The organism is Pararoseomonas sp. SCSIO 73927, from assembly GCF_037040815.1.
Taxonomy (GTDB): Bacteria; Pseudomonadota; Alphaproteobacteria; order Acetobacterales; family Acetobacteraceae; genus Roseomonas.
In genome coordinates, this window is record NZ_CP146232.1 from 2,326,252 (window position 1) to 2,349,958 (window position 23,707).

The following is a 23,707-nucleotide window of genomic DNA, read 5'->3' on the forward strand; positions in this document are numbered from 1 at the left end:
CGGGTGGGGAAGACGGGCGCTTGGATATCGGCATCGACATCGGCGGCACCTTCACGGACGCGGTGCTGCGCGGCGGGGACGGTTCCCTGCGCTCCCTGAAGGTGCCGAGCACGCCGGACGACCCCGCCCGCGCCGTGGGCCACGCGCTGGAGCGGCTGCTGGGGAAGCGCGGGGCGGAAGGCGTGCGCCGCTTCCTGCACGGCACCACGGTGGCCACCAACGCCATCCTGGAGAACACGGCCGCGCCGGTCGGGCTGATCGCCACGCGCGGCTTCGCGGACGTGATCGAGCTCGGCCGGATGACGCGCGCTTCCAACTACGACCTGCTCTTCGGCCCGCAGACTCCGGTGGCGCTGGTGCCGCCGGAGCGGCGCATGGAGGTGACGGAGCGGATCGGCGCCGACGGCGCAGTGCTTGAACTGCTGGACGAGGCGGAGGTGGCGGAGGCGGCGCGGGCGCTGGAGGCTTCGGGCGCACGGGCGGTCGCGATCTGCTTCCTCTTCGCCTTCGTTGATCCCGCGCATGAGCGGCGCGCGCGGGAAATCGTGCGGGCCACCTGCCCGGACCTCGCCGTCTCCCTCTCCTCGGAGGTGGATCCCGCGCCGCGGGAGTATGAGCGCACCTGCGCCACCGCCTTCGACGCGGCGCTGAAGCCCGTGATGAGCGACTATCTCGGCCGGGTGGAGGCGATCCTCCGCGGGGCGGAGGTGGGGGTGCCGCTGCAGGTCATGCACTCGCGCGGCGGCCTGCTGGGCGCGGCGGCGGCGCGGGGGCGGCCGATCCGGCTGACCCTTTCCGGCCCCTCCGCGGCCGCCATCGGCGCGGCGGCGGTGCTGCGGGGGGCGGGCTTCCCCGACGGCGTCTCCATCGACGTGGGCGGGACGAGCGCGGACGTGGCCGTGATCCGCGACGGCGCCCCGGCGCTGCGGATGGACGGGAGGATCGGCACCTTCCCCGTGCGCGTGCCCACCGCCGACGTGCTGGCGGTGGCGGCCGGGGGCGGCTCCATCGCCTGGATCGACGCCGCGGGCGGGCTGCGTGTGGGGCCGCGCTCGGCGGGCGCCGCGCCGGGTCCGGCCTGCTACCGGCGCGGCGGGACGCGCCCGACGGTGCTGGACGCCTCCGTGGTGCTGGGGCTGGTGGATCCGGCCCGCTTCGCCGCCGGGGAACTGCCGCTGGACGCGGCGGCGGCGGAGGAGGCGATCGCGCGCGAGGTGGCCGGCCCGCTGGGGCTGGGCGTGCGGGAGGCGGCGGTGGCGATCCACCGCGTCATCAACGCCACCATGGCGGAGGCGGTGCGCGCCGTGACCGTGGCGCGCGGCGTGGACCCGCGCGACCTGCCCCTGGTGGCCGCCGGCGGCGGCGGCGGGCTGCACGTGGCCGCGATCGCGGAGGACCTCGGGCAGACCCGGATCGTCATCCCCGCCGCGCCCGGCGTGCTGGCTGCGACGGGCCTGCTGGACGCGCCGCTGGAGCACGACGCCGCGCGCGGCTTCGGGCGCCTGTTGGACGATCTGCCGGAGGAGGAACTGCGCGCCGCGATCCGGGCGCTGGTGGAGGAGACCCGCGCGGCGATGGTGGCGGAGGGCGCCGATGCCGGGGCGGCGGAGGTGGTGCTGACCGCCCAGGCCAGCTTCGCCGGCCAGGGCCACGCGCTGGAGGTGCCGCTGCCGGTGGGGGACGACGACCCGCGCGCCGCCATCCGGGACGGCTTCGTCGCCCTGCACCGCGCCACATACGGCCACGCGCGCGAGGCGCCGGTGCGGCTGATCGCCCTTCGCGCCGTGTGCCGCCTGCGCACGGCGCCCGTGGCGCCCCGCGCCGTCTCCGGCGCCGGGGCCGCGCGCACGCGCCGCGCCGCCGTGATCGCGGGCCTGGCAGGGGAGGTGGCGGTGGTGCCCCGCGCCGCGCTGCGCCCCGGCGAGGTGCTGGAGGGGCCCGCCATCATCGAGCAGGACGACACCACCGTCGTCGTGCCCGCCGGCTGGCGGGTGACCGCCGGTCCCGCCCACCTGCTGATGGAGCGCGCGCCGTGAGCGAGACGCATCTGGACCCCGCGACCGTCGAGATCGTCCGCCGCCGGCTGGAGGCGATCGCGGAGGAGATGCAGGCGGTGATGCTGCGCTCCGCCGTCTCCCCCATCGTGCGGGAGGCGAACGACGCCTCGGCCAGCCTGTTCCTGCCGGACGGCACGCTGATCGCGCAGTCCATCTCCCTGCCGCTGCTGCTGGGTGCCCTGATGCCGGCGGTGGCGCGCATGCTGCGGGAGTTCCCGGTGGCGGAGATGCGGCCGGGCGACGTGCTGCTGATGAACGACCCCTATGATGGCGGCACGCACATCCCGGACGTGTCGCTGATGGTGCCGGTCTTCGCGGAGGGGCGGGTGATCGCGCTGGCCGGCGCCATCGTGCACCACCAGGACCTCGGCGGCATGACGCCGGGTTCCCTGCCGACCACGGCGACGGAGATCTTCCAGGAGGGGCTGCGCCTGCCGCCGCTGCGCCTGCGGCGGGACGGGGTGACGGACGCGGGGATCATGCGGATCATCGCCCTCAACACCCGCACCCCGGACGCCTTCGCCTGGGACCTGGGCGCGCAGATCGCCTGCTGCGACCTGGCGGCGGTGCGGATGGGGGAACTCGCCGCGCGCCACGGCGCCGCGCCTTTGGCCGCCATGATGGCGGAGCTGGTGCGGCGCGCGGAGGCCGCGACGCGCGCCGCCATCCGCGCCATCCCCGACGGCAGCTGGACCTACGAGGACGCGCTGGACAATGACGGGGTGGAGCTGGACCGCCCGGTGCCGATCCGCGTGCGCGTGACCGTGGCGGGGGACACGATGCGGCTGGATTTCACCGGCACCGCCCCGCAGGTGCGCGGGCCGGTGAACGCCGCACCGGCCGGGGTGATGGCGGGGTGCTTCTTCGCGCTGCGGGCGGTGACCGGGCCGGACATCCCGAACAATGGCGGCTGCGCGCGCCCGCTGGAGGTGATCCTGCCCGAGGGATCGCTGCTGAACCCCCGCATGCCCGCCGCGCTGAACGCGCGCACGGGCACGGTGAAGCTCGTGACCAACGCCATCCTCGGCGCGCTGGCGGAAGCGCTGCCGGATCGCATCCCCGCCGCCAATTCCGGCTGCTCTACCGTCATGGCGCTCTCCGGGCGACGGGCGGACGGATCGGCCTGGGTGGTGACGGAGGTGCTCTCGGGCGGCAGCGGCGGGTCCGGCCGCGGGCCGGGCGTGAACGGCATCTCCACCGATGTGGGCAACACCATGAACCTGCCGGTGGAGGCCATGGAGTCCGACGCGCCGGTGCGGGTGCACCACCTCCGCGTGCGGCGCGGCTCCGGCGGGGCCGGGCGGCATCCCGGCGGGGCGGGGATCGACCGGGAGTACGAGGTGCTGTGCGGGCCGCTGACCCTCACCTTCCGCGGGGAGCGGCACTTCCACGCGGCCCGCGGCAGCGCCGGCGGCGGCGACGGCCGCGTGGCCGAGGCCCTGGTGATCCGCGCGGACGGCGCGCGGGAGGAAGTTCGGTCGAAGCTGACCACGGTGCTGAACACGGGCGACCGGCTGCGGATGGGCACGGCCGGCGCCGGAGGCTGGGGAACCCCGACATGAGACGCGCGATCGCTTCGCTGATCCTCCTCGCCCTCGGCACGGCCGCGCACGCGCCGCCGGCCGCGGCGCAGCTCGAGCCCGGGCGCGTCGTGCGGGTGATCGTGGGCTACGCGCCCGGCGGCTCCTTCGACGTGAACGGCCGCATCCTGACCGACGGGCTGCGGGAGCAGCTCGGCATCAACGCCATCGTGGAGAACCGCCCGGGCGCCGGCGGCACCATCGCCTCGGACTTCGTGGCGAAGGCGCCGCGGGACGGGGCCGTGCTGCTGGTGGGCGGCGCGGGGACGCACGGCGTGACGCCGGCCGTGCGCCGCAACCTGCCTTTCAACGCCGGGCGGGACTTCACGGCCATCGGGCGCATCGCCGAGTTCGCCAACGTCATGGTGGTGGGCGCGGACACGCCGGTGCGCGGCGTGCAGGAGTTCATCGCCTGGGGAAGGGGCAGGCCCGGCGGGATCAACTTCGGCTCCCAGGGGGCCGGCACCTCCATCCACCTGACGGGGGAGTTGTTCCGCCTGCGCTCCGGCCTGTCGATGACGCACGTGCCGTACCGCGGCAGCGCCCCGGCGGTGCTGGACCTGCAGGCCGGCCGCATCCAGGTGATGTTCGACAACCTGCCCAACGTCTTCGGCCAGATCCAGGGCGGCACGCTGCGCGCGCTGGCGGTGACGAGCGGCAACCGGCTGCCCACCCTGCCGGAGGTGCCGACCATGGCGGAGGCGGGCATGCCCGACTTCGTGGTGACGAGCTGGGTCGGCATCTTCGGGCCGGCCGGCATGAACCCGCGCACCGTGGCGCAGCTCTCCGACGTGATCCAGCGGGCCGTCGCGGCGCCCGAGGGGCAGGCGCGGCTGCGGACCATTGGCGCCACCCCCGCCGCGGCCCCCGCCGCCGAGTTCGACGCGGTCTGGCGCGCCGACATGCGCCGCTGGGCGGATGTGGTGCGCGACGCCAAGGTGGAGATCGAGGAGTAGCCCGATCGAGGGCTACCCGCGCACCCGCCTGAGAAGGGGCGCGATCCCGTGCTCCACCACTGGGATCAGGGCGGCGCCGATGAGCAGGCCGAGGATGCCGGAGATCGCGGCGCCGGCGAGCCATCCCAGGAAGGGGCCGATCGCCGGGACGGCGCCGGCAGCGGCGTGGGAGGCGGCTTCCGATAGGTGCGCGGGCCCGGCCAGGCCAAAGCCTTCCAGGCCGTGGATGATGATGCCCCCGCCGACCCAGACCATGGCGGCGGTGCCGATGATCGCGAGAAGCCGGAGGAGGACGGGCATGCCCCCGACAAGGGCGCGTCCGATGGCCCGGGTGACCGGGCGGAGGAGGCGGTCCGCCGCGGTGGGGGTGCCGTCGCGGCTGAGAGGGCCGGTGAGGGGGCGTTCGGCCCCGGCGAGGGCGAGGCCGGCGTCGTCCGCCTTCACGATGAGGGCCACGCCGCCATAGACGAGGGCGGTGAGCGCCAGGCCGACCGCGGCGAGGATGGCGGCGCGGAAGAGGAAGGAGCCGTCCGGGATGCTGGCGAGGGAGATGGCCATGATCTCGGCGGAGAGGATGAAGTCAGTCTGGATCGCGGACTGAACCTTCGCGTCCTCGAAGGCCTGGGGATCCTGCGGGGCCTGGCCGGTGACATGTTCCGGGCCGTGGGCGCCGTGGGGGTGGATGGCCTCGTAGACCTTCTCCGTGCCCTCGTAGCAGAGGTAGGCGCCGCCGAGCATGAGGATGGGCGTGATGGCCCAGGGGGCGACGGCGCTGAGGAGCAGCGCGGCGGGGAGAAGGAAGAGGAGCTTGTTGCGGAGCGAGCCGAGGGCGATGCGCCAGACGACCGGGAGCTCGCGGCTGGCGCTGAAGCCGGTGAGGTAGCGCGGGGTGACGGCGGCGTCGTCGATCACCACGCCGGCGGCCTTGGCGCCGGAGCGAGCGGCCTGGGCGGCCACGTCGTCCAGCGAGGCGGCGGCAGCCTTGGCGAGGCCCGCCACGTCGTCCAGCAATGCGATCAGGCCCAGGCTCACGCGCATCTCCTCCGCGGGTCCGGGGCGTTAACCGGTCGGGCAGCGCATCGTTGCCCGGGCCGGAACGTGAAAGGCCCCGGCGGATTGCTCCGCCGGGGCCTTCCGGTTCACGCCGATCCGGCTGGGATCAGCCCAGGCGCTCGCCGTGGAGGGAGACGTCGAGGCCCTCGCGCTCCTCCTCCTCCGTCACGCGGAGGCCGACGATCACGTCCACGATCTTCAGCAGGATCCAGGTGGCGACCGCGGTGAAGACGAAGACCGCGACGGTGGCGATGGCCTGCTTTGTCAGCAGCTCGGCGCCGCCGACATAGGCGCCGTCCGGCAGCGCCGTCGTGGCCGTGAGCGGGCCGTAGGCGAAGACCCCCGTCAGCAGCGCGCCGACGATGCCGCAGAGGCCGTGCACGCCGAAGGCGTCCAGGCTGTCGTCGTAGCCGCACCAGTGCTTCAGCGCGGTGGCGCCCCAGAAGCCGGTGAGGCCGGCGACCACGCCGATGATCAGCGCCGGCCCGGGCAGGACGAAGCCGGCCGCCGGGGTGATGGCCACCAGCCCGGCCACGGCGCCGGAGATGACGCCGAGCACGGAGGGCTTGCCCTTCACGGCCCACTCCACGAACAGCCAGGCGAGCGCGGCGGCGGCAGCGGCGACCTGCGTGACGAGCATGGCCATGCCCGCGCGGCCGCCGGCGGCGCCGGCGGAGCCCGCGTTGAAGCCGAACCAGCCCACCCAGAGGAGCGCGGCGCCGATCACGGCCAGCGCCAGGTTGAAGGGCGACATGTTGTCGTGCCCGTAGCCCACGCGCTTGCCGAGGACGATCGCGGCGACGAGGCCGGCCACGCCCGCATTGATGTGCACCACCGTGCCGCCCGCGAAGTCCGCGGCGCCGAGGTCGAAGATCCAGCCGTTCGGGTGCCACACCCAGTGCGCGACCGGGGCGTAGACGACGAGCATCCAGAGGACCGTGAAGAGCACCATGGCCGAGAACTTCATCCGGTCCGCGAAGGCGCCGGTGATGAGGGCCGGGGTGATGATCGCGAAGGTCATCTGGAACATCAGGAAGACCGTCTCGGGGATCGTGAAGGGCACCGCGTCGTCGCTCGTGCCGAGCGTGAAGGGCTTGTCCCAGTTCTCCGCGACGCCGCGCAGCAGCAGCTTCGAAAGGTCGCCGATGTAGGCGCCGCCCTCGCCGAAGGCGAGGCTGTAGCCGATCACCATCCACACGATCGTGGCGATCGCAGTAATGGAGAAGGACTGCATCATGGTGGACAGCACGTTCTTCTTGCGGACCATGCCGGCGTAGAAGAGCGCGAGGCCGGGGATCGTCATCAGCAGGACGAGGGCGGTGGAGGTGAGCATCCAGGCGGTGTCGCCGGCGCTCACGGTCGCGGCCTCGGCGGCCGCGGGCGCGTCCTGGGCCAGGGCGGGGCCGGCCATCAGCAGGGCGGCGGCCGCGGCCATCCCCAGCCAGCGGCGGGTGTCGGGTCGCATCGTCGTTTCCTTGTTCGTCAGCATCGTGTCCACGGTGTTCCTCACAGGGCCCCCGCGTCGGTCTCGCCGGTGCGGATGCGGAGCGCGCGCTCGAGGTCGAGCACGAAGACCTTGCCGTCGCCGATCTTGCCGGTGCGGGCGGTGGTAGCGATCGCCTCCACCACGGCCTCGACCAGTTCGGAGGGCACCGCCACCTCGATCTTCAGCTTCGGGAGGAAGGAGACCTGGTACTCCGCGCCGCGGTAGATCTCGGTCTGGCCCTTCTGGCGGCCGAACCCCTTCACCTCGGTCACCGTCAGCCCCTGCACGCCGAGCGGGGTGAGCGCCTCGCGCACCTCGTCCAGCTTGAACGGCTTGATGATCGCCATCACCAATTTCATCGTCTCGCGGCCCCCTTCCTCCGCTGTGCCGGGGCTGCAATGCGACTTGCGTGCCATGCCCGTTACACGCGCGGCGGGATCGCCCCGACCGTTGCGGGGGCGGCTGCGGCGCGGTTGTGAAGGCTGGCGGAGTGCCCAAATCATGGGCAGAACACCGCGCCGCGATGCAGGAAGACCCGATGATGCCGAACCCGGACCTGGCCCCCGAGCCTCCGCACCCCGAGCTGGCCGGGGAACTGGACGTGCTGGTGATCGGGGCGGGGCCGGCGGGGGGCACGCTGGCGGCGGCGCTGGCAACGGGGGGTCTCTCCGTCGCCGTGCTGGACGCGCAGGCGCTGCCGCCGATGGAGCTCCCGGCCTTCGACGGGCGGGCCTACGCCATCGCCGCGGGAAGCCGGAACCTGCTGGAGGCGGCGGGGATCTGGGGGCTGATCCCCCGCGACACCTCTGGCGAGCCCTGCGCGATCACGGGGATCCGGGTGAGCGACGGGCGGCCGGGGGAGCGGCCTTCCCGGCTGCACCTGCACTTCGACGCCCAGGAGATGGGAATGGGGGCGACGGGTGAGGAGGCCTTCGGCTGGATGGTGGAGGCCCGCGCCCTGCGGGTGGCGCTGAACGCGCGGCTGGCGGCGCTGCCCGGCCTCTCCGTGCTGGCGCCGATGACGGCGGCGCTGGAGCGGCGGGCGGAGGGGGTGATCGCGCGGCTCTCCGACGGGCGGACGGTGCGGGCGCGGCTGGCGGTCTCGGCGGAGGGGCGGAACAGCAGCCTGCGGGGAGGCGCCGGGATCGGCGCGGCACGGCTGGACTACCGCACGCACGCCATCGTTTGCGCCATCGCGCATGAGCGTCCGCACCGGGGAACGGCGCTGGAGGCCTTCCTGCCGAACGGGCCCTTCGCGCAGCTGCCGCTCTCCGACGCCGACCCGGCGGGGGAAGGAGAGCGGGCGCAGGCGGCGCGCGAGGGATTCCCGCACGCCTCCGCCATCGTGTGGTCCGAGCGGGCGGACCTGGCGCCGCACTTCATGGCGATGGGGGCGGAGGCCTTCGAGCGGGAGCTGACGCGGCGGATGGGCGACCATCTCGGGCGCGTGCGGCTGGTGGGGGGGCGGTGGTCCTACCCGCTCTCCGCCCTGCAGGCGATGCGCTTCGTGGACACGCGGCTGGCGCTGGTGGGGGATGCGGCGCACGGCATCCACCCCATCGCCGGGCAGGGGCTGAACGTGGGGCTGCGGGACGTGGCGGCGCTGGCCGAGCTGCTGGTGGCGGCGAAGCGGCGGGGCGAGGATGTGGGCGGGCCGGCGCTGCTGGCGGCCTACCAGGCGGCGCGGCGGCCGGACTCCCTGGTGATGCTGGGGGCCACCCACGCGCTGGAGCGGCTGTTCGGGAACGACTTCGCGCCGGTGCGGATCGCCCGGCGGCTGGGGATCGCGGCGGTGGACCGGATGCCCGGGCTGAAGGGGTTCTTCGCGCGGCGGGCGATGGGAATGGGGGGCGGGGCGGCCTCCGCGCTGCTGACCGGGCGGGTTGTAGCGGGGTAGGGGCGCGGGTCCGGCGGCGGGTCGCCCGGCTCTTCAGGAGCATGGGGGGCGCCTTGCGGCGCCCCCCATGCTGCCCAGAGTGGCTCAGACGAGGCGGAAGTCGCTCTCGCTGCTGGCGCTCAGCGCGTAGCTGTCGATGCGGAGCTGATCGCCCTCGCCGTAGGACACGATCAGGTCGTCGCCGACGCTCTCGCTCGCCTCCAGCAGGGCTTCGAAGTCGGCGAAAAGGCCGCCCTCGAAGACGATCCTGTCCTCGCCGCCGACGAAGTCCGTCACGCGGTCCGAGCCGGAGCCCGCGGCGAAGATGAAGACGTCGTCCCCGTCGCCGCCCGTCATCCGGTCGTCGCCCTCCCCGCCCGTCAGGCGGTCGTCGCCCGCGCCGCCGTCCAGCCGGTCCGCCCCCGCATCCGCGAGGAGGCGGTCATCCCCGTCGTTGCCGGTCAGGCGGTCGTCGCCCTCGCCGCCCATGAGGCGATCGTCGTCGGCCCCGCCGGCGATCCGGTCGTCCCCGTCGTCGCCGCGGAGGTGGTCGTCCCCGGCACCGCCGGTCATGCGGTCGGCGCCGACATTGCCGGCCAGCCGGTCGTCGCCGGCCCCGCCGTCCAGGCGGTCGTCCCCGGCACCGCCGTTCACCGCGTCGTCGCCCGCGCGCCCGGCGACGCGGTCGTTGCCCGCCCCGGCCTCGACGACGTCGTCATCACGGGTGCCGGTGAGGTCGTCGTCGCCCGGGGTGCCGCGGATGGTGCCGTCGTCCGGCTCCTCGGTCAGGGACAGCCCCATGGCCCGGGCGACCAGTTCCGCCACCGCCGTGTTGTCGATCACGCCGTTGAACAGCTCCGCCCCCGCCCCGGTGGCGTAGAGCGGGACGTCCACCGCGGTGTGGCCGGTGGTGGTGAAGTCGATGCCGCCGCGCGCGTTCAGCACCGCGGCGAGGGCCGCGTAGGCAGCGTCCTCGTCCTCGGCGCCGAGGATCGTGCCGATCTCGGTGCCGGTGAGGGTGACGGTCCCGCCGGTGAGGTCGGAGACGACCGCGTTCACGGCCCCGACGACGGCGGCCTGGTCTGCATCCTCGCCCAGCGCGTCCACGGCCGCGAGGACGGCGGTGCCCATCGCCTCGTAGGTGGCCTGGAAGTCCTGGTAGATGGAGGGCAGCCGGTCGTTGCCGAGCTCCAGCGTCATGCCGCCCGTCTCGTGGTCGGCGACCGAGACGATCAGCGTGTCCGGGTGGGCCGCGACGTAGTCGAGCGCGACCTGCCAGGCCTTCTCGAAGGAGGCGGCGGAGTTGAACACGGTGCCGGCGTCGTTGGCGTGGCCCCAGGTGTCGGTGCCCTCCTCCTCGACGAAGAGGAAGAAGCCGTCCTCGTCGTTCCCCAGGACGCCGAGCGCCGCCTCCATCATCTCCGCGAGCGACGGCTCGCCGTTCGGCCGCTCGCCGGGCGCGCCGCCGCCGATCGGGGCCACCATGTCCTCGTCGTTGAACAGGCCGAGCAGCTTGTCGCCGCCGTAGCCCGAGAGCTCGGCGCCGGTCTGCACGAGGTCGAAGCCGGCGTCCTGGGCCTCCTGCAGCGTGGTCCTGTTGTCGCCGTCGGCGTCCAGCTCGAAGGCCGCGCGGCCGCCGCCGAGGATGACGTCGAGGTCGCCGTTGTCGATGTACTCCTGGGTGATCGCGCCGGCGTTGCTGCGGTTGGCGTTGCTCGCGGCGAAGGCGGCCGGGGAGGCGTCCCAGATGGCGGCGGTGCTGACGATGCCCGTGGCCTTGCCCGCGGCGCTGGCGATGTCGAGCACGGAGGTGACCGGGTTGCCCTCGGCGTCCACGCCGACGCCGCCGTTGAAGGTCTTCACGCCGGTGGCGTAGGCGGTGGCGGAGGCGGCGGAATCGGTGACGGGGTTGTTCGCGGATTCCGTGTGCACCTGGACCCTGAGGTAGTCGGACCAGACGGGGTCTTCGGCGCCCTCGCCCTTGAACCAGCGGTAGCCGGTGTCGGCGGCCGGGCCGAAGCCGTCGGGCAGAAGGAAGATGACGTTCCTGGCGACGGGCGGGGTGCTCTCGGACATGGAAGGCGTTCCTTTCGGGGGATTTCTGTCGGGAGGGCGAAGCGGGGGGAGGCGCGCTTCGGGCGGGCACGTCCCTCCCGGTGGGAGGGTGCCGCGGAGGATGGAACGGAGATCCCGGGGACGGACCGATTGTTAGGGACGGGAAATTGCGGCGTCGAATTAAGAAACTGAGGACCTATGATGAATTCGGCATCATAGCCGCGTGATTTACAAAGCCGGTTATTGCGCCGGTATTTGCCTTACGGCCGCTGGGAACGATGCAGCACCTTACCGCAACTTGCGAGAAAACCGGGCGACCAGGGAGGTTTGTTGCCGAGAGGCGTGCCCGGCCGGCTGCCCCGGCCGGCCTGTCAGGGCCTGCGGAACAGGAAAACGCGGCCGTCCCAGAGGGTGAAGGCGTCTGTGCCGTTGGCGGCGAGGTGCCAGCCGCCCCTTGCGGCCCAGCTCGCGGCGTCGGCGCGGTCGGCCGCGGGGTCGTTGCGGTAGGAGAGGTTCAGGATCACGAGGGCGCCGCCGGGGCGGAGGAGGCGGGCGGCATCCTCCATATGCCGTTCGGCGATGCCGGCCTGGACGAGGTAGGGGAAGCTGTCCACGGCGAGGACCAGGTCGAAGGCGCCGCCGGGCTGGTCCGCGAGGCCGGTGCCGGGGGTGGTGGCGAAGCGGAGGTTGGGGAGGTTGCCGTGGCGGCGGCGGGCCTCGTCCACCATGCCCTGCGAGACGTCGAGGCCGAGGACGCTAAGGCAGAGGGGGGCGAGGGCGGCGGCGACGCGGCCGATGCCGCAGCCGAGGTCGAGGACGTCCTTGTCCGGGGCGATCAGGGTTTCGGATCGGAGCCAGGACAGGATCTCGTCCGTCGCGGCGGCGAGGATGGCGGGGTCGTTCAGAGAATAGGCGGCGACGCTGGCCTCCGGCGCGCGGGCGACGGCGCGGTCGAAGACCTTCGCAATGGTGGCGACCGCGGCCTCGGGGGTGGTGTCCGCCGGGTCGTGGTCCACCTCGGCCTCGCGGAGCATCGTGGCGAGGGACTGCAGCGCCTCGCCTCGGGCGGCGAGGGCCTGCAGGCGGTCCCAGGCGGGATTCCCGGGCGCTTCGTGCGGGGCGAGCTGGGCGGGGATCCCTTCGGGCGGGGTGCCGGCGAGCAGGAGGCGGGCGAGGGCCACCTCCGGGGAGAGGCGGCCGGCGAGGCAGAGGGCGACGGGGTCGCTCATGCGCGCGTCAGGCGGCGCCCGGTGTTCACGCGGTCCCCCGCGCCCCAGGCATATTTGTAGGGCTCGGCGCCGCGCAGGAAGTGGATCTCGCGCAGGCCCTCCGTCACGGCGGACTCGATGAGGTGGCCGAGGAGGAGGGTGCCGGGGCTCTCGAAGGCACGGGCCTCGTCGAAGCCGCCGATGTAGAGGTGCAGGCGGCCGGGGCCAGCGAGGGTGTGGAAGACCGCCGCGATCTCCCCGCCGATCTTCAGGGCGTGGAGGCGGAGGGCGCCGGCGGCCTGGAGCTCGGGCAGGGCGGCGCGGTGGAAGGCGAGGACGGACGGGTCGGCGAGCACGCCGCCCTTTTCCCCCTTTCGTGTCCAGCGGGACTGGTGAAGGGCGACGAGGCGTTCCCAGAGGGCGGGGACTTCGTCGAGCCTGGCCGTGGTGGCGGACCAGCCCCCGGCGCGCTCGGCGCGGTGGCGGGACATGCGGAGCTTGCGGAGGGTGTTGGAGGGGACGGGGCCGCGCAGGGCCTCGACGCTGTCAGGGAGGGCGAGGACGGGGCAGGGCTCGCCGGACCAGGTCTCAGCGCGCCAGCCCTCGGGCGGGGCGGCGGCGAGGAGGGCGGCGTCGGGGGGGAGGTCGGGGAGGTCGCAGGGGCCCGTCTCGTTCGCCAGGGCGGTGGCGAGGAGGTGGGTGACGGCATCCGGCGGGGCTTCGGGGTCGAGCAGGGCATCGGTGTAGTCGGTGATGCCGACGCCCATGGGGAGGAGCTTGGCGGTGCCGTTCTCCTCCAGGCGATAGAGGGGGAGGAGGGCGCGGAGGGTGCCGCCGCCGTCGCGCAGGGTGGCGATGCGGGGGTGGCGGGTGCCGAAGACGCTCCACCACGGGAGGAGCCAGGCGGGAGCCTGGAAGGGGCGGGCGCCGGCGCGGCGCCAGAGGGCGTCCCACTCCTCGCGGAGGGCGGGGATGGCCTCGTTCGTGGTGATCAGGTCGTGGCGCATAGCTGTCTGTAGAGGGCGATGTAATCGGCGGCCATGCGGGTGCGGGAGAAGCGGGCGCGGGCGGTGGCGCGAATCGCTTCGCGGTCCAGGGTTGCGGTGAGGGGAATGGCGTCGGCCATCTCGGCGGCGTCGTTCACGAGGAGGCCGGTGGCGCCGTGCTCCACGACTTCGGGCAGGGCGCCGGAGCGGAAGGCGATGACGGGGGTGCCGCAGGCCGCGGCCTCCATGGCGACGAGGGAGCTGGTCTCGGGCGCGGTGCTGGGGACCAGGAGGCAGCTTGCGGCGGCCAGCAGGCGACGCTTCCGCGCAAAGGCGAGGGGGCCGAGGAAGCGGCGGCGTTCGTCCAGGCGGGGCTGGATCCTGTCCGCGAAGAAGGCCTCGTGGGCGGGGTAGGGGAAGACAGCGCCGCCGATGAGGAGGGGGATGCCGGCGCGGTGGGCGGCTTCCAGCGCGTGGTGCTGGCCCTTTTCCTCGCAGATGCGGCCGAGGGTGAGGGCGTAGGTCCGGGGGGCGTGGCGGGCGGCGGCCAGTTCGTCCACCGGGACGCCGTTCGGGATGGGGGGGAGGACGGCGGTGCAGCCCGGCGGCAGGGCGGCGTGCTGGGCGGCGGAGACGGCGTGGAGCCAGGTGCGCGGGCGCACGGGGGCGAGGGCGGGGGCGGTGTACCAGCCCGGCGGCAGATGCAGCGTGGCGAGGACCGGCGGGCCGGGGGGCGGGAGGTAGGCGTGGAAATCGATGCCGTGCATGTGGACCGCGTCCACCCGCTCCTCCGCCAACGTGGCGGCGATGGCCTCGGCGGTGGCGCGCTGGGCGCGGGCGATGGCGGCCTCGTCCAGCGGGCCGACCGGAGGGGGGATCGGGCGGAGCCGGCCGGCGGTGGCCGAGCCCTCCTGCGCGATGACGATGGAGCGGTGGCCGGCGGCGTGGAGGGCGTGGTCCAGGGTGGAGAGGACCTGTTCCGCGCCGCCGACGGAATCGGGGCCGACGGGGGCGAGGGGGTAGGCGACGGAGAGGATCGTGAGGGTCATTCCGCGAGGGCGTCGCGTGCGGCGGCGGCGAGGGCCTGCCAGCGGGGGAAGTCGAGGCCCCAGCCGTGGCGCTCATAGAGGGGCTGGCCGGGGTGGGGCGGGGCGGTGAAATCGTGGGCGGGGGCGGGGCGGAAGCGTTCCTGCGCGACGGGGAATTGCGCGAGGGTGGATCGCTGCGTGGTGAAGGCGGCGAGCATGGCGCGCTTGCGGGCCCGTTCCTCCGGCGTGAGGTCGAGGGTGGTCGCTTCCGGGCCGGGGAGGAAGGTGGCGAGGGCCCAGCCCTGCTCGGCGGCGTGGTAGAGCGGGAACTCGACGAGGGTCTCGATGCCGGCGAGGCGCGCGGCGGCGGCGGTGATGAGGGCGGTGGCGTCGTGGTCGGGGTGGCCGCCCTCGTAGGCGTGGGTGAGGATGGCCTGTGCGCCGTGCTCTTGCAGCACCGCCGCGAGGGCGCGGGCGAGTTCGGGCATGGCGTGGGCGGCGCCCTGGTCGGCGGCGCCGAGGGTGGTGCGCTGTGCGTGGACGCCGCCGATGGAGAGGGCCGCTTGCAGTTCGTGGGCGCGGGCCTCGGCGTAGGTCCCGGCGGTGGCGAAGCCGGCGGCGTTGGCGTCCGCGAGGTTTCGCGGGGCACCGTCCGTCACCTGCACGATGAGGAGGTTGCGGAAGAGGGGGAGGACGGCGCCGGCGGCCAGGGTCTCGTCATCGGGATGCGCGATGACGAGAGCCGCCGGCGCCTCCACCGGCGCGCGCGCGGCGAGGCGCGCGAGCAGGTCTCGCGTGGTCAGGTGGTGCTGTCCGGGGCGGTGGGCGCGGTGCCGCCGCCTTCCTCGTCCTCCGGGCCGCGGGCGGGATAGACGGCGCCGTAGAAGGACTGGTCGCGCTTGGCCCGGCGGCAGAGGAAGACCTCCGGCTCCGGCTCGGCCTCGATGGTGAAGCCGGCGGAACGGAGCATGGCGGCGGAGGCGGCGCGGTTCGGGGCCCACCAGTTGGTGAAGTCGTTGGAGTACTCGCCCTCGATGAAGTGCAGCTTGGGGTAGCCGGGCTCGTCGAAGATGGCGGTCTCGGTGAAGGGCGGGTTGGGCGGGATGGGCGCGATCTCCTCGCTGCCTCGCTGGAGGGACTGGTAGAGCAGCAGGTCGCCCGCGACGTGCTCGAAGATGAGGTCGAGCGCCAGCAGCGGGTGGCGGAGGTGGTAGAGCACGCCCATGAACACCACCACGTCGAAGCGCTCGCCGAGGCGGGCGACGTCGTAGACGGAGAGGCGGCGGAACTCGATGTCGAGGCCCTCAACCTCAGCGGCGAAGCGGGCCTGCGCGAGGTAGTCCTCGTCGAAGTCGATGCCGAGCACGCGGGCCGCCCCGCGGCGCTTCATCTCCATGGAGTAGAAGCCGCCGTTGCAGCCGATGTCGAGCACGGTCCTGCCCGTGAGGTCGGCGGGGATGACGTGGGCGAAGTTGCGGAACTTGTTGGCGGGGTAGTCGCCTAGGAAGTGGTCGGGCGCGGTGCGGACGCCCCTCAGGTCCAGGTTGTGGAACCAGGGACCGAGCTCGGCCGCGCGGGCGGCAATGGATTCCGGTGTCCAGTTGGTCATGCGGATTCTCCGGCCTGCTGATCCGCTCTTTGGGGCACGTCGAGGAGGCGGGAGGCGTCGCGGTAGCCGTTCAGCGTGCCGGTGTCCACGTAGCTGGTCCCCGCGCGCACGCCCCAGGCGGCGTTGCCACGCGCAATCCAGGCGTTGACGAGGGTGCCGATGTACTCGTCCTGCCGCTCGCGCGCTTCCCAGAGCGCGTGCAGCGCGCGGAACACGTGGCCGGGCATCTTGAAGGCGCCCCAGATCCAGTGCGTGGCGGCGTCCGGGCGCTTCACCTGGATCTCCCGCACGCGGCCCTCCTCATCCGTGTCCACGGCGTCGAAGAGCGCGGGGTTCTCCACGGGGAAGAGGAGGAAGGCGAGACGGTCGTCCGGCAGGCGGCGCAGGGCATCCGCGGGGAACCACACGGTGTCGGGCAGGCCGATGATGACGCACTCGTCGTCGCGCACGAAAGGTACCGCGCGGAAGATGGCGTCGCAGAGGCCCGCCGCGCGCTCCTGCACCGCGTAGGCGATGTCCGCCGTGCCGTAGCGGGCGCCGTAGTAGCGAAGGATGTCCGACTTCAGCGGCGAGATGACGAAGAGGATGCGGTCGGCGCCGCCGAGCACCATGCGCTCCACCAGGTGCTCGCTGACCGCGCGCGGGCGCTCCGTGCCGTTCTCGTCCATGCGGCTGCCGACAGGGAGCAGCTCCTTCGAGAAGGCCAGCGGCTGAATGCGCGTGCCCTGGCCGGCGGCGGGGATGATGCCCCAGGTCTTCGTCATGCTGCTGGTGCTCCGGGCGACGCCAGGGAGGGGAGAAGGAATTCTCCCCTCCCTGGAACCCACCCCTCATCTTTTTCTGCAGGGCTGCCGCGGAATGTTCGGCTGTGGTGCGCCGAGGGTCCAGGACCCTCGGCGTGGGACATGGCGGTTCGTGCGGCGGCAGCTCTCTCGCGGGGTCCGGGGTGGCCGTCGCCACCTCGGTGGAGGGGTTCCAGGGGAGGCAAAGCCTCTCCTGGGGCCGCAAGCGCCACCGTCATGCGCGGGAGAGGGCCGGGGAGGAGGCGGCTTCGATCGCTTCGACCATCTCGCGCGCGCGCCGGGTGGCGGTGTGCTCGGCGAGGCAGCGCTCCCGGCCGCGGCGGGCGATGGTGGCGACCGCCTCGTCGGAGAGGTCGAGGGCGGCGAGGGCTTCCTCGGTGGTCGAGGCGATGAGGATCTCGCGGCCGGGCTCGAAGAAGGTGTCGAGGCCGTCCCAATTGTCGGAGAGGAGGGCGACGTTGCAGGCGGCGGCCTCGAAGAGGCGGCCGGAGGGGCACCAGCCGGAGGCGGCCATGGCGGCGCGGGTGATGTTCAGGGTGAGGCGGGAGCCGGCGTAGAACGCCGCGTGCTCGGGCGGGGGGAGGTGGCGGCGGAACCAGATGTTTTTCCCCCAGGGAAAGTCCTGCGGGTACTGGGCACCGCCGATGACGAAGCGGGACTCCGGGCGCTGGCGCGCGGGGGCGAGGAAGAGGGTTTCGAGGGCGGCCTGGCGGTCCTCGGCGTAGGTGCCGAGGTAGGAGAGGGCGTAGCGGTCCGCGGGGGCGGGCGCGGGGGCGTGGATGGTGGGGTCGGCGGAGCCGTAGAGGGGGGCGACGCGGCGGGCGCCGAGGCGGGTGCGGAGCGCGTCCAGCGCGGCGCCGCCGGTGTAGGAGAGGACGAGGTCGAAGCCGCCCAGGCCCTCGGGGCCGATATAGCCGACGTCCTCCCCCGCATCGAGGCGGGCGAGGGTGACGGGGGTGTCGAGGTCGTAGAAGACTCGGAGGGCGCGGGATTCCATGAGCAGGGCGGTCGCGGCCCCCGCGTCCGGGCAGTAGGAGGTGACCATGCCCGCGTCGCACTCGGCGAGGGCGCGGCGGGCCTTCGGAAGCGCCTCGGCCCAGTCCTTGTAGAGGACGAGCTCGCCGCCCTCAGGCAGTGCGTGGAGGTCGCGGTTCTCCGCGTAGTAGGGGACGTCGCGCTCGAAGAAGGTGACGCGGTGGCCTTCGGCCAGCAGGGCGGCAATGAGGGCGCGCCAGAGCGCCGCGTGGCCGTTGCCCCAGGAGGAGGACACGGCGAGGCCGAAGACGACGAGCCTCATGCGGCGTCGGTTCTCCGCGGTGCGGGGAAGGGGGAAGGAAGCATCGGGGGACCGTCCGGAAAGGCAGGTACAATCCTGGGCCGATGGCGGCGGGCATCAAGAGTCCGGGGGTTCACCATTGCGTAAGGGCGGGGATGTTCCTGCCACACGGCGGTCCGGCGGGGGAAAAGCAATCCCTTCCGGACCATCTTATGTGCTTGCGGCGCCGCGGTCACGCGGGCCGCAGGACCGCTTCTACGGCGCGCGCGACGCCGAGGAGGCGCGCGTCGCCCATGGTCTCGCCGGTCAGCATGAGGCCGACGGGCGGCTCGCCCTCCGCGTGGGAGGGGAGGCTGATGGAGCAGCGGTCCAGGAAATTGCCGATGCTGGTGTTCCGCAGCAGCAGGAGGTTGATGCTGTTGAAGGCCTCGGCGGTTTCGAGATCGGCGATGGCGGGGGGCAGGATCGGGCTGGTGGGGCAGAGCACCGCGTCGAAGGGCGCTGTGCGGGGCGCGGCGGCGGCGATGATGCGGGCGCGGGCGGCGGTGAGGTCGTAGAGGTCGGCCGCCGTCATCCTCTCACCGAGCTCGATGCGGGCGAGGATGAAGGGATCGTAGAGGTCGCGGGAGCGGGTGATGAGGTCCCGGTGCAGGGCCCAGGCCTCGGCGGCGGCGAAGCTGCCCCGGGCGTTGGCGCGGGGGATCTCCGCGAGCTCGGGCAGGTCCAGGTCGATGAGCCTCGCGCCGGCAGCCTCCAGGCGGCGCAGGGCGATGTCGAAGGCGGCGATGACGGGCGGGGCCAAGCCGTCGAAGAGGACGGTGTTGCTGGGCAGGGCGAAGCGCAGGCCCTCGAGCGGGGCGGGCGGCGGGGCCTCTGCGTTCTCCTCGCCGGCCATCACCGCGTCCAGCACGGCGCAGCAGGCGGTGGTGGGGGCGAGGGGGCCGATGCTGTCGAGGGTGGTGGAGAGAGGGAAGGCGCCGGCCAGCGGCACGCGGCGGGCGGTGGGCTTGAAGCCGGTGATGCCGCAGAGGGCGGCGGGGACGCGGCAGGAGCCGCCGGTGTCGGAGCCGATGGCGCCGAAGCCCATGCCGTCCGCGACGGCGACGGCGGCGCCGGAGGAGGAGCCGCCGGGCGCGCGCGGGATGTTGCCGCGGTCCCAGGGCGCGGCGGGGGTGCCGTGGTGCGGGTTGAGGCCGGTGCCGGAGAAGGCGAACTCCACCATGTTGGTGCGGCCGAGCACGACGAAGCCCGCGCGCTCCAGCCGCGCGATGGCGGGGGCGGTGACGGTGGCGGGCGGCGCGCCGCGGCGGGCGACGGAGCCGGCGGTGGTGGTGACGCCGGCCTGGTCGAAGAGGTCCTTCACGCTGATGGGGATGCCGGCGTGGCGGGAGGGGGCGCGGCCCGCGCGGCGCAGCGCATCCATGGCCCCGGCGGCGGCGCGGGCGGCATCGGCCTGCACGGCGACGAAGGCGCGCGCGCCTTCCCCGGCCGGGTCGGCGATGCGGGCCAGGGCTTCCTCCACCAGGGCGGCGGACGTGGTCCTGCCGGCTTCCAGGGCGCGGGCGGCGTCTTCGATGGTCCTCATGCGCCGGAGATTGGAGCGGGGCGGGCGGGGCGTCCACCGGTGAAGGGCGGCGAACACCGTTGACAGCGTTCTGCCATAGCAGCACGCTCCGCCCCAAGACGCCGGCCCGCCGAGGCGGGCCTTAAAGAGAACCGGGAGAAGTCCATGACCATCAGTGCCCCGCGCCGCGCGGTGCTGCTCGGCGCGCTCGCCGCGCCTTTCCTCGCCGATCCCGCGCGCGCGCAGACGGTCACGCTGCGCTCGGCCGACGTGCACCCCGACGGCTACCCGACCGTCGAGGCCGTGAAGTTCATGAGCAAGCAGGTGGAGGAGAAATCCGGCGGCCGCCTGCGCATCCAGGTCTTCGGTTCCCGCCAGCTGGGCGAGGAGAAGGACACGCTGGAGCAGACGCGCTTCGGGGTGATCGACCTGAATCGCGTGAACTCCGCCAGCCTGAACTCCCTGGTGCCGGAGACGGTGATCCCCGGCCTGCCCTTCCTGTTCCGCAGCGAGGAGCACATGCACCGCGTGCTGGACGGTGCGATCGGCGAGGACATCGCCTCCGGCCTCACGCGGCACAACCTCGTGCCGCTGGGCTACTACGACAGCGGGGCGCGCAGCTTCTACACCCGGGCCAAGGCGATCAACGAGCCGGGCGACCTGCGCGGGCAGAAGATCCGCGTGCAGCCGAGCGACATGTGGGTGGCGATGATGCGCGCCTTCGGCGCCAACGCGACCCCGCTGCCGACGGGCGAGGTGTACTCCGCGCTGCAGACGGGCGTGGTGGACGGGGCGGAGAACAACTACCCCTCCTACCAGTCCTTCCGGCACTTCGAGGTGGCGAAGTTCTACTCCGTCTCCGAGCACTCCATGGCGCCGGAGCTGCTGGTGATGTCCAAGCGCAGCCATGACCGGCTGCCGAAGGAGCTGCAGGACCTGCTGCGCCAGGCGGCGAAGGACAGCGTGCCGGAGATGCGGCGGCTGTGGCAGGCCCGGAGCAACGAGGCGAAGGCGACGGTGATCGCGGCCGGCGCGCAGATCAATGCCATGAACAAGGAGCCGTTCGAGCGCGCCATGGGGCCGGTCTACGACCAGTTCGTGCGGGATGCGCGGATGAAGGGCATCGTCTCCAAGATCCGGGAAACCGCCTGACCATGGTCCGTACCCGGCTCTCCGGGGCGCAGCGCGGCCTTGCGGCCGCGCTGGACACCACCTGCCGCATCGCCCTCTTCGTCTCCGGCTTCGCGCTGCTCGCGATGACGGCGATCGTGGCCTACGCCGTGTTCGGGCGCTTCGTGCTGAACGACACGCCGGCCTGGGCGGAATCCGCCTCCATGCTGCTCATGGGATGGATGATCATGGGCGCGGCTGCGGTGGGCGTGCGCGAGGGCTTCCACATGGGCTTCGACGCGCTGAAATCCGTGCTGCCCGCCCCGGTGGGCCGCTTCTTCGACGTGGTCTCCGACCTCTGCATCACGGGGTTCGGGGCCGGCATGGTCTGGTTCACCGGGGAGCTGGCGGCGGAGGTCGCCGACACCACCCTGCCCGTCCTCGGGCTGAACGGCGCCATCGAGTACGCGCCGATGACGCTGGGCGGCATCCTCATCACCCTGTTCGGGATCGAGCGCCTGCTGGCGCACGCCGCCGGCCGCCTCGCGCCCGCCGACAGGCACCCCACCCCCATCCTGACCGACGCCTGAGCGCCGGAGAGGCCCCTACAATGGACATTGCCGTCCTGCTCGGCAGCTTTGCCGTGCTGCTGCTCATCGGCACGCCGGTCGCGTTCGCGCTCGGCATCGCCGCCCTGATCACCGTGCTCTGGATGGACCTGCCCGCGGTGGTGGTCTTCCAGCAGATCGTCTCCGGCATGAACATCTTTTCCATGCTGGCCATCCCCTTCTTCGTCTTCGCCGGCGACCTGATGATGCGCGGGCAGATCGCGGACCGGCTGGTCGCGCTCGCCGCCGCCATGGTCGGGCACCTGCGCGGCGGGCTGGGGCAGGTGAACGTGGTGGCCGCGACCCTGTTCGGCGGCGTCTCCGGCTCCGCGGTGGCGGATGCCTCGGCGGTGGGTGGGGTGATGATCCCGCAGATGCGGGCGCGGGGCTACGCGCCGGACTACGCGGTGAACGTCACGGCCAACGCGGCGCTGATCGACCTGCTGATCCCGCCCAGCCACAACATGATCCTCTACGTCATCGCCGCCGGCGGCGCGATCAGCGTGGCGGACCTCTTCACCGCCGGCCTCATCCCAGGCGCGCTGCTGATGTTCGCGATCATGTTCGCGGCCTGGCTGGTGGCGGTGCGCCGCGGCTACCCGCGGGAGACGTTCCCGGGCTTCGCGGTGCTGCTGCGGCTGCTGGTGGCGGCGCTGCCCGGGCTGATGCTGATCGTCATCATCTTCGCCGGCGTCCGCTCCGGCGTGTTCACGGCCACCGAGAGCGCCTGCGTGGCGGTGATCTACGCGCTGCTGGTGATCGGGCTGGTCTACCGCAGCCTGACCCTGGACGCCTTCAAGGAAGCGGTGCTGGGCGCCTGCCGCACCACCGGCATGGTGCTGCTGATCATCGGCACCGCCTCCGCCTTCGGCTGGCTGATGGCGCTGATGCAGGTCCCGGCGACCACGGTGGCCTTCATGAAGAGCATCACCAGCGACCCGCTGATGATGCTGCTGCTGATCAACCTGGCCCTGCTGGTGCTGGGGACCTTCATGGACATGGCGCCGCTGATCATGATCGGCACGCCCGTGTTCCTGCCGGTGGCGATCGCGGCGGGGATGGACCCCGTGCAGTTCGGGATCGTGCTGATCCTCAACCTCGGCATCGGGCTGATCACGCCGCCGGTGGGGCCGCTGCTCTTCGTGGCCTGCGCGGTGGGGAAGGTGTCCATGTGGGACGCGACGAAGACATCGGCGCCGTTCTACATCGCCAGCTTCATCGTACTGATGATTGTCACCTACGTGCCGGCGGTGTCGCTGTGGCTGCCGGCGATGTTCCGGTAGTGGCCCCAGGGGGCTCCGCCCCCTGGAACCCCCGCCAAGGGCCTGAGGCCCTTGGATCCCCTTCTGGCTGCCGCCGCGCCGTCCTGAGGCGGTGTTGCTGGCCGAGGGGTTCCGTCCTGCCCTTGCAGTCGCCTCGGGTCGTCGACCCGAGGCGCACCGTCAGCAGGGTAAAACCACCTACTAGAAAGAGATGATGGTGAGGGGGCCGGGGAGAGGAAGAATTCCTTCTTCCTCTCCCCGGGACAGACTGCCCCGGCAGGCATCTTCCCCTGAACCGTTGTCCGCGCGAACGTCCCTCCAATCCCGAATCGCCGTTGAGGCTCCGATGACCGACAAGACCCGCCCCCTTCTCCTGACCGGGGCATCCGGCAATCTCGGCCGCGCGCTGACGAAGGCGCTGAGCGAGGCCGGGTGGACGCTGCGGCTGACGGACATCGCGCCGTTCCCGGACGCGATCCCGGCGGGCGCGACCTTCACGAAGGCGGACCTGAACGACGGGGTGACGATCCTGCGCCTGGCGGAGGGGTGCCAGGCGATCCTGCATTTCGGGGGAATCAGCACGGAGCACCCGTTCGAGACGGTGTTGGGGCCGAACTACCGCGGGCTGTTCCACGTGTACGAGGCGGCGCGGCGGGAGGGGGCGCGGGTGCTGTTTGCCAGCAGCAACCACGCCATCGGGTTCCATGAGCGGCCGAGCGGCAATGCGGAGCGGCTGGACGCGACCTGCGAGTTCCGGCCGGACACCTTCTACGGGCTGTCCAAGGCCTTCGGGGAGCTGATGGGGCGGCTGTACTGGGACAAGCACGGGGTGGAGAACCTGAACCTGCGGATCGGGTCCTCCTTCCCGGAGCCGGTGGACCGGCGGATGCTGTCCACCTGGCTGTCCTACGGGGATCTGGCGCGGCTGGTGGAGAAGTTCGTGACCGCGCCGCGCGTGGGGCACGCCGTGGTGTGGGGCGCCTCCGACAATCCCGACAGCTACTGGGGCGCGGACCATCGCGACCGCATTGGGTGGCAGCCGCAGGACTCCTCGGCGCCCTTCCAGGAGAAGGTGGGGGGCAAGGTCTCCGGCGATCCGGTGACGGAGCGGTACCAGGGCGGGAGCTACACCTCGGACGGGTACACGCGGAAGGCGCCCTCCCCGAAGGATGCTTTCTCGCTGGACTGAG

At 73.1% G+C, this 23,707-nt stretch carries 20 protein-coding genes; 8 read left to right on the top strand and 12 right to left on the bottom strand.

Going from position 1 to position 23,707, the window contains the following annotated elements; genetic code table 11:
• Positions 1–20 precede the first annotated feature (20 nt).
• Genes VQH23_RS11010 through VQH23_RS11020 form a run of 3 tightly spaced genes read left to right on the top strand, consistent with a single transcriptional unit; the run spans position 21 to position 4,593 of the window.
• A complete protein-coding gene (locus VQH23_RS11010) occupies positions 21–2,036 on the top strand; it encodes a hydantoinase/oxoprolinase family protein (protein ID WP_338665686.1) in 2,016 nt (671 codons plus the stop codon).
• The gene (locus VQH23_RS11015) at positions 2,033–3,619 is read left to right on the top strand and encodes a hydantoinase B/oxoprolinase family protein (RefSeq protein WP_338665687.1); all 1,587 of its coding nucleotides are present in this window, start codon (positions 2,033–2,035) and stop codon (positions 3,617–3,619) included. Before VQH23_RS11010 ends, VQH23_RS11015 begins: the two co-directional genes overlap by 4 nt.
• Positions 3,616–4,593, top strand: coding sequence for a tripartite tricarboxylate transporter substrate binding protein (locus tag VQH23_RS11020; RefSeq protein ID WP_338665688.1), 978 nt, complete (start codon positions 3,616–3,618; stop codon positions 4,591–4,593). The genes VQH23_RS11015 and VQH23_RS11020 overlap by 4 nt, the downstream gene beginning before the upstream one ends.
• A gap of 12 nt (positions 4,594–4,605) precedes the next feature.
• Here VQH23_RS11020 and VQH23_RS11025 read toward each other — a convergent pair whose 3' ends face one another.
• From VQH23_RS11025 to VQH23_RS11035, 3 genes are all read right to left on the bottom strand, one after another.
• A complete protein-coding gene (locus VQH23_RS11025; RefSeq protein ID WP_338665689.1) occupies positions 4,606–5,631 on the bottom strand; it encodes a DUF808 domain-containing protein in 1,026 nt (341 codons plus the stop codon).
• 121 nt (positions 5,632–5,752) lie between these two features.
• Positions 5,753–7,111, bottom strand: a complete 1,359-nt coding sequence (locus tag VQH23_RS11030; protein ID WP_338665690.1) for an ammonium transporter — start codon at positions 7,109–7,111, stop codon at positions 5,753–5,755.
• Positions 7,112–7,152: 41 nt separating this feature from the next.
• Complete coding sequence (locus VQH23_RS11035; RefSeq protein WP_338666089.1) at positions 7,153–7,491, bottom strand: P-II family nitrogen regulator; 339 nt, start codon at positions 7,489–7,491, stop codon at positions 7,153–7,155.
• 179 nt (positions 7,492–7,670) lie between these two features.
• Between VQH23_RS11035 and VQH23_RS11040 the strand changes: the two genes are divergently transcribed.
• Entirely contained in the window at positions 7,671–9,029 is a 1,359-nt protein-coding gene (locus VQH23_RS11040; protein WP_338665691.1) for an FAD-dependent monooxygenase, read from the top strand.
• Between the two features lie 84 nt (positions 9,030–9,113).
• On the opposite strand, the gene VQH23_RS11045 is transcribed toward VQH23_RS11040, so the two are convergent.
• The 9 genes from VQH23_RS11045 to VQH23_RS11085 all read right to left on the bottom strand — a co-directional run bounded on the left by VQH23_RS11045 (position 9,114) and on the right by VQH23_RS11085 (position 19,558).
• Positions 9,114–11,084 carry an alkaline phosphatase gene (locus tag VQH23_RS11045; protein WP_338665692.1) on the bottom strand — a complete coding sequence of 657 codons (1,971 nt, stop codon included), beginning with the start codon at positions 11,082–11,084 and terminating at the stop codon, positions 9,114–9,116.
• Between the two features lie 350 nt (positions 11,085–11,434).
• Positions 11,435–12,292: a class I SAM-dependent methyltransferase gene (locus VQH23_RS11050; protein WP_338665693.1), complete on the bottom strand. Its 858-nt coding sequence runs from the start codon at positions 12,290–12,292 to the stop codon at positions 11,435–11,437.
• On the bottom strand, positions 12,289–13,278 hold the full coding sequence (locus tag VQH23_RS11055; protein ID WP_338665694.1) for a GNAT family N-acetyltransferase: 990 nt from the start codon (positions 13,276–13,278) through the stop codon (positions 12,289–12,291). Before VQH23_RS11055 ends, VQH23_RS11050 begins: the two co-directional genes overlap by 4 nt.
• Positions 13,263–14,306, bottom strand: coding sequence for a glycosyltransferase (locus VQH23_RS11060; RefSeq protein WP_338665695.1), 1,044 nt, complete (start codon positions 14,304–14,306; stop codon positions 13,263–13,265). The genes VQH23_RS11055 and VQH23_RS11060 overlap by 16 nt, the downstream gene beginning before the upstream one ends.
• Positions 14,303–15,043 carry a PIG-L family deacetylase gene (locus VQH23_RS11065; protein WP_338665696.1) on the bottom strand — a complete coding sequence of 247 codons (741 nt, stop codon included), beginning with the start codon at positions 15,041–15,043 and terminating at the stop codon, positions 14,303–14,305. The genes VQH23_RS11060 and VQH23_RS11065 overlap by 4 nt, the downstream gene beginning before the upstream one ends.
• Positions 15,044–15,084: 41 nt before the next feature.
• Complete coding sequence (locus VQH23_RS11070; RefSeq protein ID WP_338665697.1) at positions 15,085–15,894, bottom strand: TIGR04290 family methyltransferase; 810 nt, start codon at positions 15,892–15,894, stop codon at positions 15,085–15,087.
• Positions 15,891–16,658 carry a sugar phosphate nucleotidyltransferase gene (locus VQH23_RS11075; protein WP_338665698.1) on the bottom strand — a complete coding sequence of 256 codons (768 nt, stop codon included), beginning with the start codon at positions 16,656–16,658 and terminating at the stop codon, positions 15,891–15,893. The genes VQH23_RS11070 and VQH23_RS11075 overlap by 4 nt, the downstream gene beginning before the upstream one ends.
• 253 nt (positions 16,659–16,911) lie before the next feature.
• Positions 16,912–17,994: a glycosyltransferase gene (locus tag VQH23_RS11080; RefSeq protein WP_338665699.1), complete on the bottom strand. Its 1,083-nt coding sequence runs from the start codon at positions 17,992–17,994 to the stop codon at positions 16,912–16,914.
• A 211-nt stretch (positions 17,995–18,205) separates the two neighbouring features.
• On the bottom strand, positions 18,206–19,558 hold the full coding sequence (locus tag VQH23_RS11085) for an amidase (RefSeq protein WP_338665700.1): 1,353 nt from the start codon (positions 19,556–19,558) through the stop codon (positions 18,206–18,208).
• A gap of 144 nt (positions 19,559–19,702) precedes the next feature.
• Here VQH23_RS11085 and VQH23_RS11090 point away from each other — a divergent pair, with 144 nt between their 5' ends.
• From VQH23_RS11090 to VQH23_RS11105, 4 genes are all read left to right on the top strand, one after another.
• The gene (locus VQH23_RS11090) at positions 19,703–20,689 is read left to right on the top strand and encodes a TRAP transporter substrate-binding protein (RefSeq protein WP_338665701.1); all 987 of its coding nucleotides are present in this window, start codon (positions 19,703–19,705) and stop codon (positions 20,687–20,689) included.
• A 2-nt stretch (positions 20,690–20,691) separates the two neighbouring features.
• Complete coding sequence (locus VQH23_RS11095) at positions 20,692–21,237, top strand: TRAP transporter small permease (protein WP_338665702.1); 546 nt, start codon at positions 20,692–20,694, stop codon at positions 21,235–21,237.
• A gap of 20 nt (positions 21,238–21,257) precedes the next feature.
• Complete coding sequence (locus VQH23_RS11100) at positions 21,258–22,538, top strand: TRAP transporter large permease (protein WP_338665703.1); 1,281 nt, start codon at positions 21,258–21,260, stop codon at positions 22,536–22,538.
• Between the two features lie 325 nt (positions 22,539–22,863).
• Positions 22,864–23,706, top strand: a complete 843-nt coding sequence (locus tag VQH23_RS11105) for an NAD(P)-dependent oxidoreductase (protein ID WP_338665704.1) — start codon at positions 22,864–22,866, stop codon at positions 23,704–23,706.
• The last annotated feature ends 1 nt before the right edge of the window (position 23,707 follow it).

What these genes read in the sequence shown, in the direction of transcription:
- VQH23_RS11075 (WP_338665698.1), bottom strand. Translation starts at nt 16,658, where the DNA reads ATGACGAAGACCTGGGGCATCATCCCCGCCGCCGGCCAGGGCACGCGC.
- VQH23_RS11025 (WP_338665689.1), bottom strand. Translation starts at nt 5,631, where the DNA reads ATGCGCGTGAGCCTGGGCCTGATCGCATTGCTGGACGACGTGGCGGGC.
- VQH23_RS11040 (WP_338665691.1), top strand. Translation starts at nt 7,671, where the DNA reads ATGATGCCGAACCCGGACCTGGCCCCCGAGCCTCCGCACCCCGAGCTG.
- VQH23_RS11060 (WP_338665695.1), bottom strand. Translation starts at nt 14,306, where the DNA reads ATGACCCTCACGATCCTCTCCGTCGCCTACCCCCTCGCCCCCGTCGGC.
- VQH23_RS11070 (WP_338665697.1), bottom strand. Translation starts at nt 15,894, where the DNA reads ATGACCAACTGGACACCGGAATCCATTGCCGCCCGCGCGGCCGAGCTC.
- VQH23_RS11100 (WP_338665703.1), top strand. Translation starts at nt 21,258, where the DNA reads ATGGACATTGCCGTCCTGCTCGGCAGCTTTGCCGTGCTGCTGCTCATC.
- VQH23_RS11045 (WP_338665692.1), bottom strand. Translation starts at nt 11,084, where the DNA reads ATGTCCGAGAGCACCCCGCCCGTCGCCAGGAACGTCATCTTCCTTCTG.
- VQH23_RS11055 (WP_338665694.1), bottom strand. Translation starts at nt 13,278, where the DNA reads ATGCGCCACGACCTGATCACCACGAACGAGGCCATCCCCGCCCTCCGC.
- VQH23_RS11050 (WP_338665693.1), bottom strand. Translation starts at nt 12,292, where the DNA reads ATGAGCGACCCCGTCGCCCTCTGCCTCGCCGGCCGCCTCTCCCCGGAG.
- VQH23_RS11105 (WP_338665704.1), top strand. Translation starts at nt 22,864, where the DNA reads ATGACCGACAAGACCCGCCCCCTTCTCCTGACCGGGGCATCCGGCAAT.
- VQH23_RS11035 (WP_338666089.1), bottom strand. Translation starts at nt 7,491, where the DNA reads ATGAAATTGGTGATGGCGATCATCAAGCCGTTCAAGCTGGACGAGGTG.
- VQH23_RS11020 (WP_338665688.1), top strand. Translation starts at nt 3,616, where the DNA reads ATGAGACGCGCGATCGCTTCGCTGATCCTCCTCGCCCTCGGCACGGCC.
- VQH23_RS11095 (WP_338665702.1), top strand. Translation starts at nt 20,692, where the DNA reads ATGGTCCGTACCCGGCTCTCCGGGGCGCAGCGCGGCCTTGCGGCCGCG.
- VQH23_RS11030 (WP_338665690.1), bottom strand. Translation starts at nt 7,111, where the DNA reads ATGCGACCCGACACCCGCCGCTGGCTGGGGATGGCCGCGGCCGCCGCC.
- VQH23_RS11080 (WP_338665699.1), bottom strand. Translation starts at nt 17,994, where the DNA reads ATGAGGCTCGTCGTCTTCGGCCTCGCCGTGTCCTCCTCCTGGGGCAAC.
- VQH23_RS11090 (WP_338665701.1), top strand. Translation starts at nt 19,703, where the DNA reads ATGACCATCAGTGCCCCGCGCCGCGCGGTGCTGCTCGGCGCGCTCGCC.
- VQH23_RS11085 (WP_338665700.1), bottom strand. Translation starts at nt 19,558, where the DNA reads ATGAGGACCATCGAAGACGCCGCCCGCGCCCTGGAAGCCGGCAGGACC.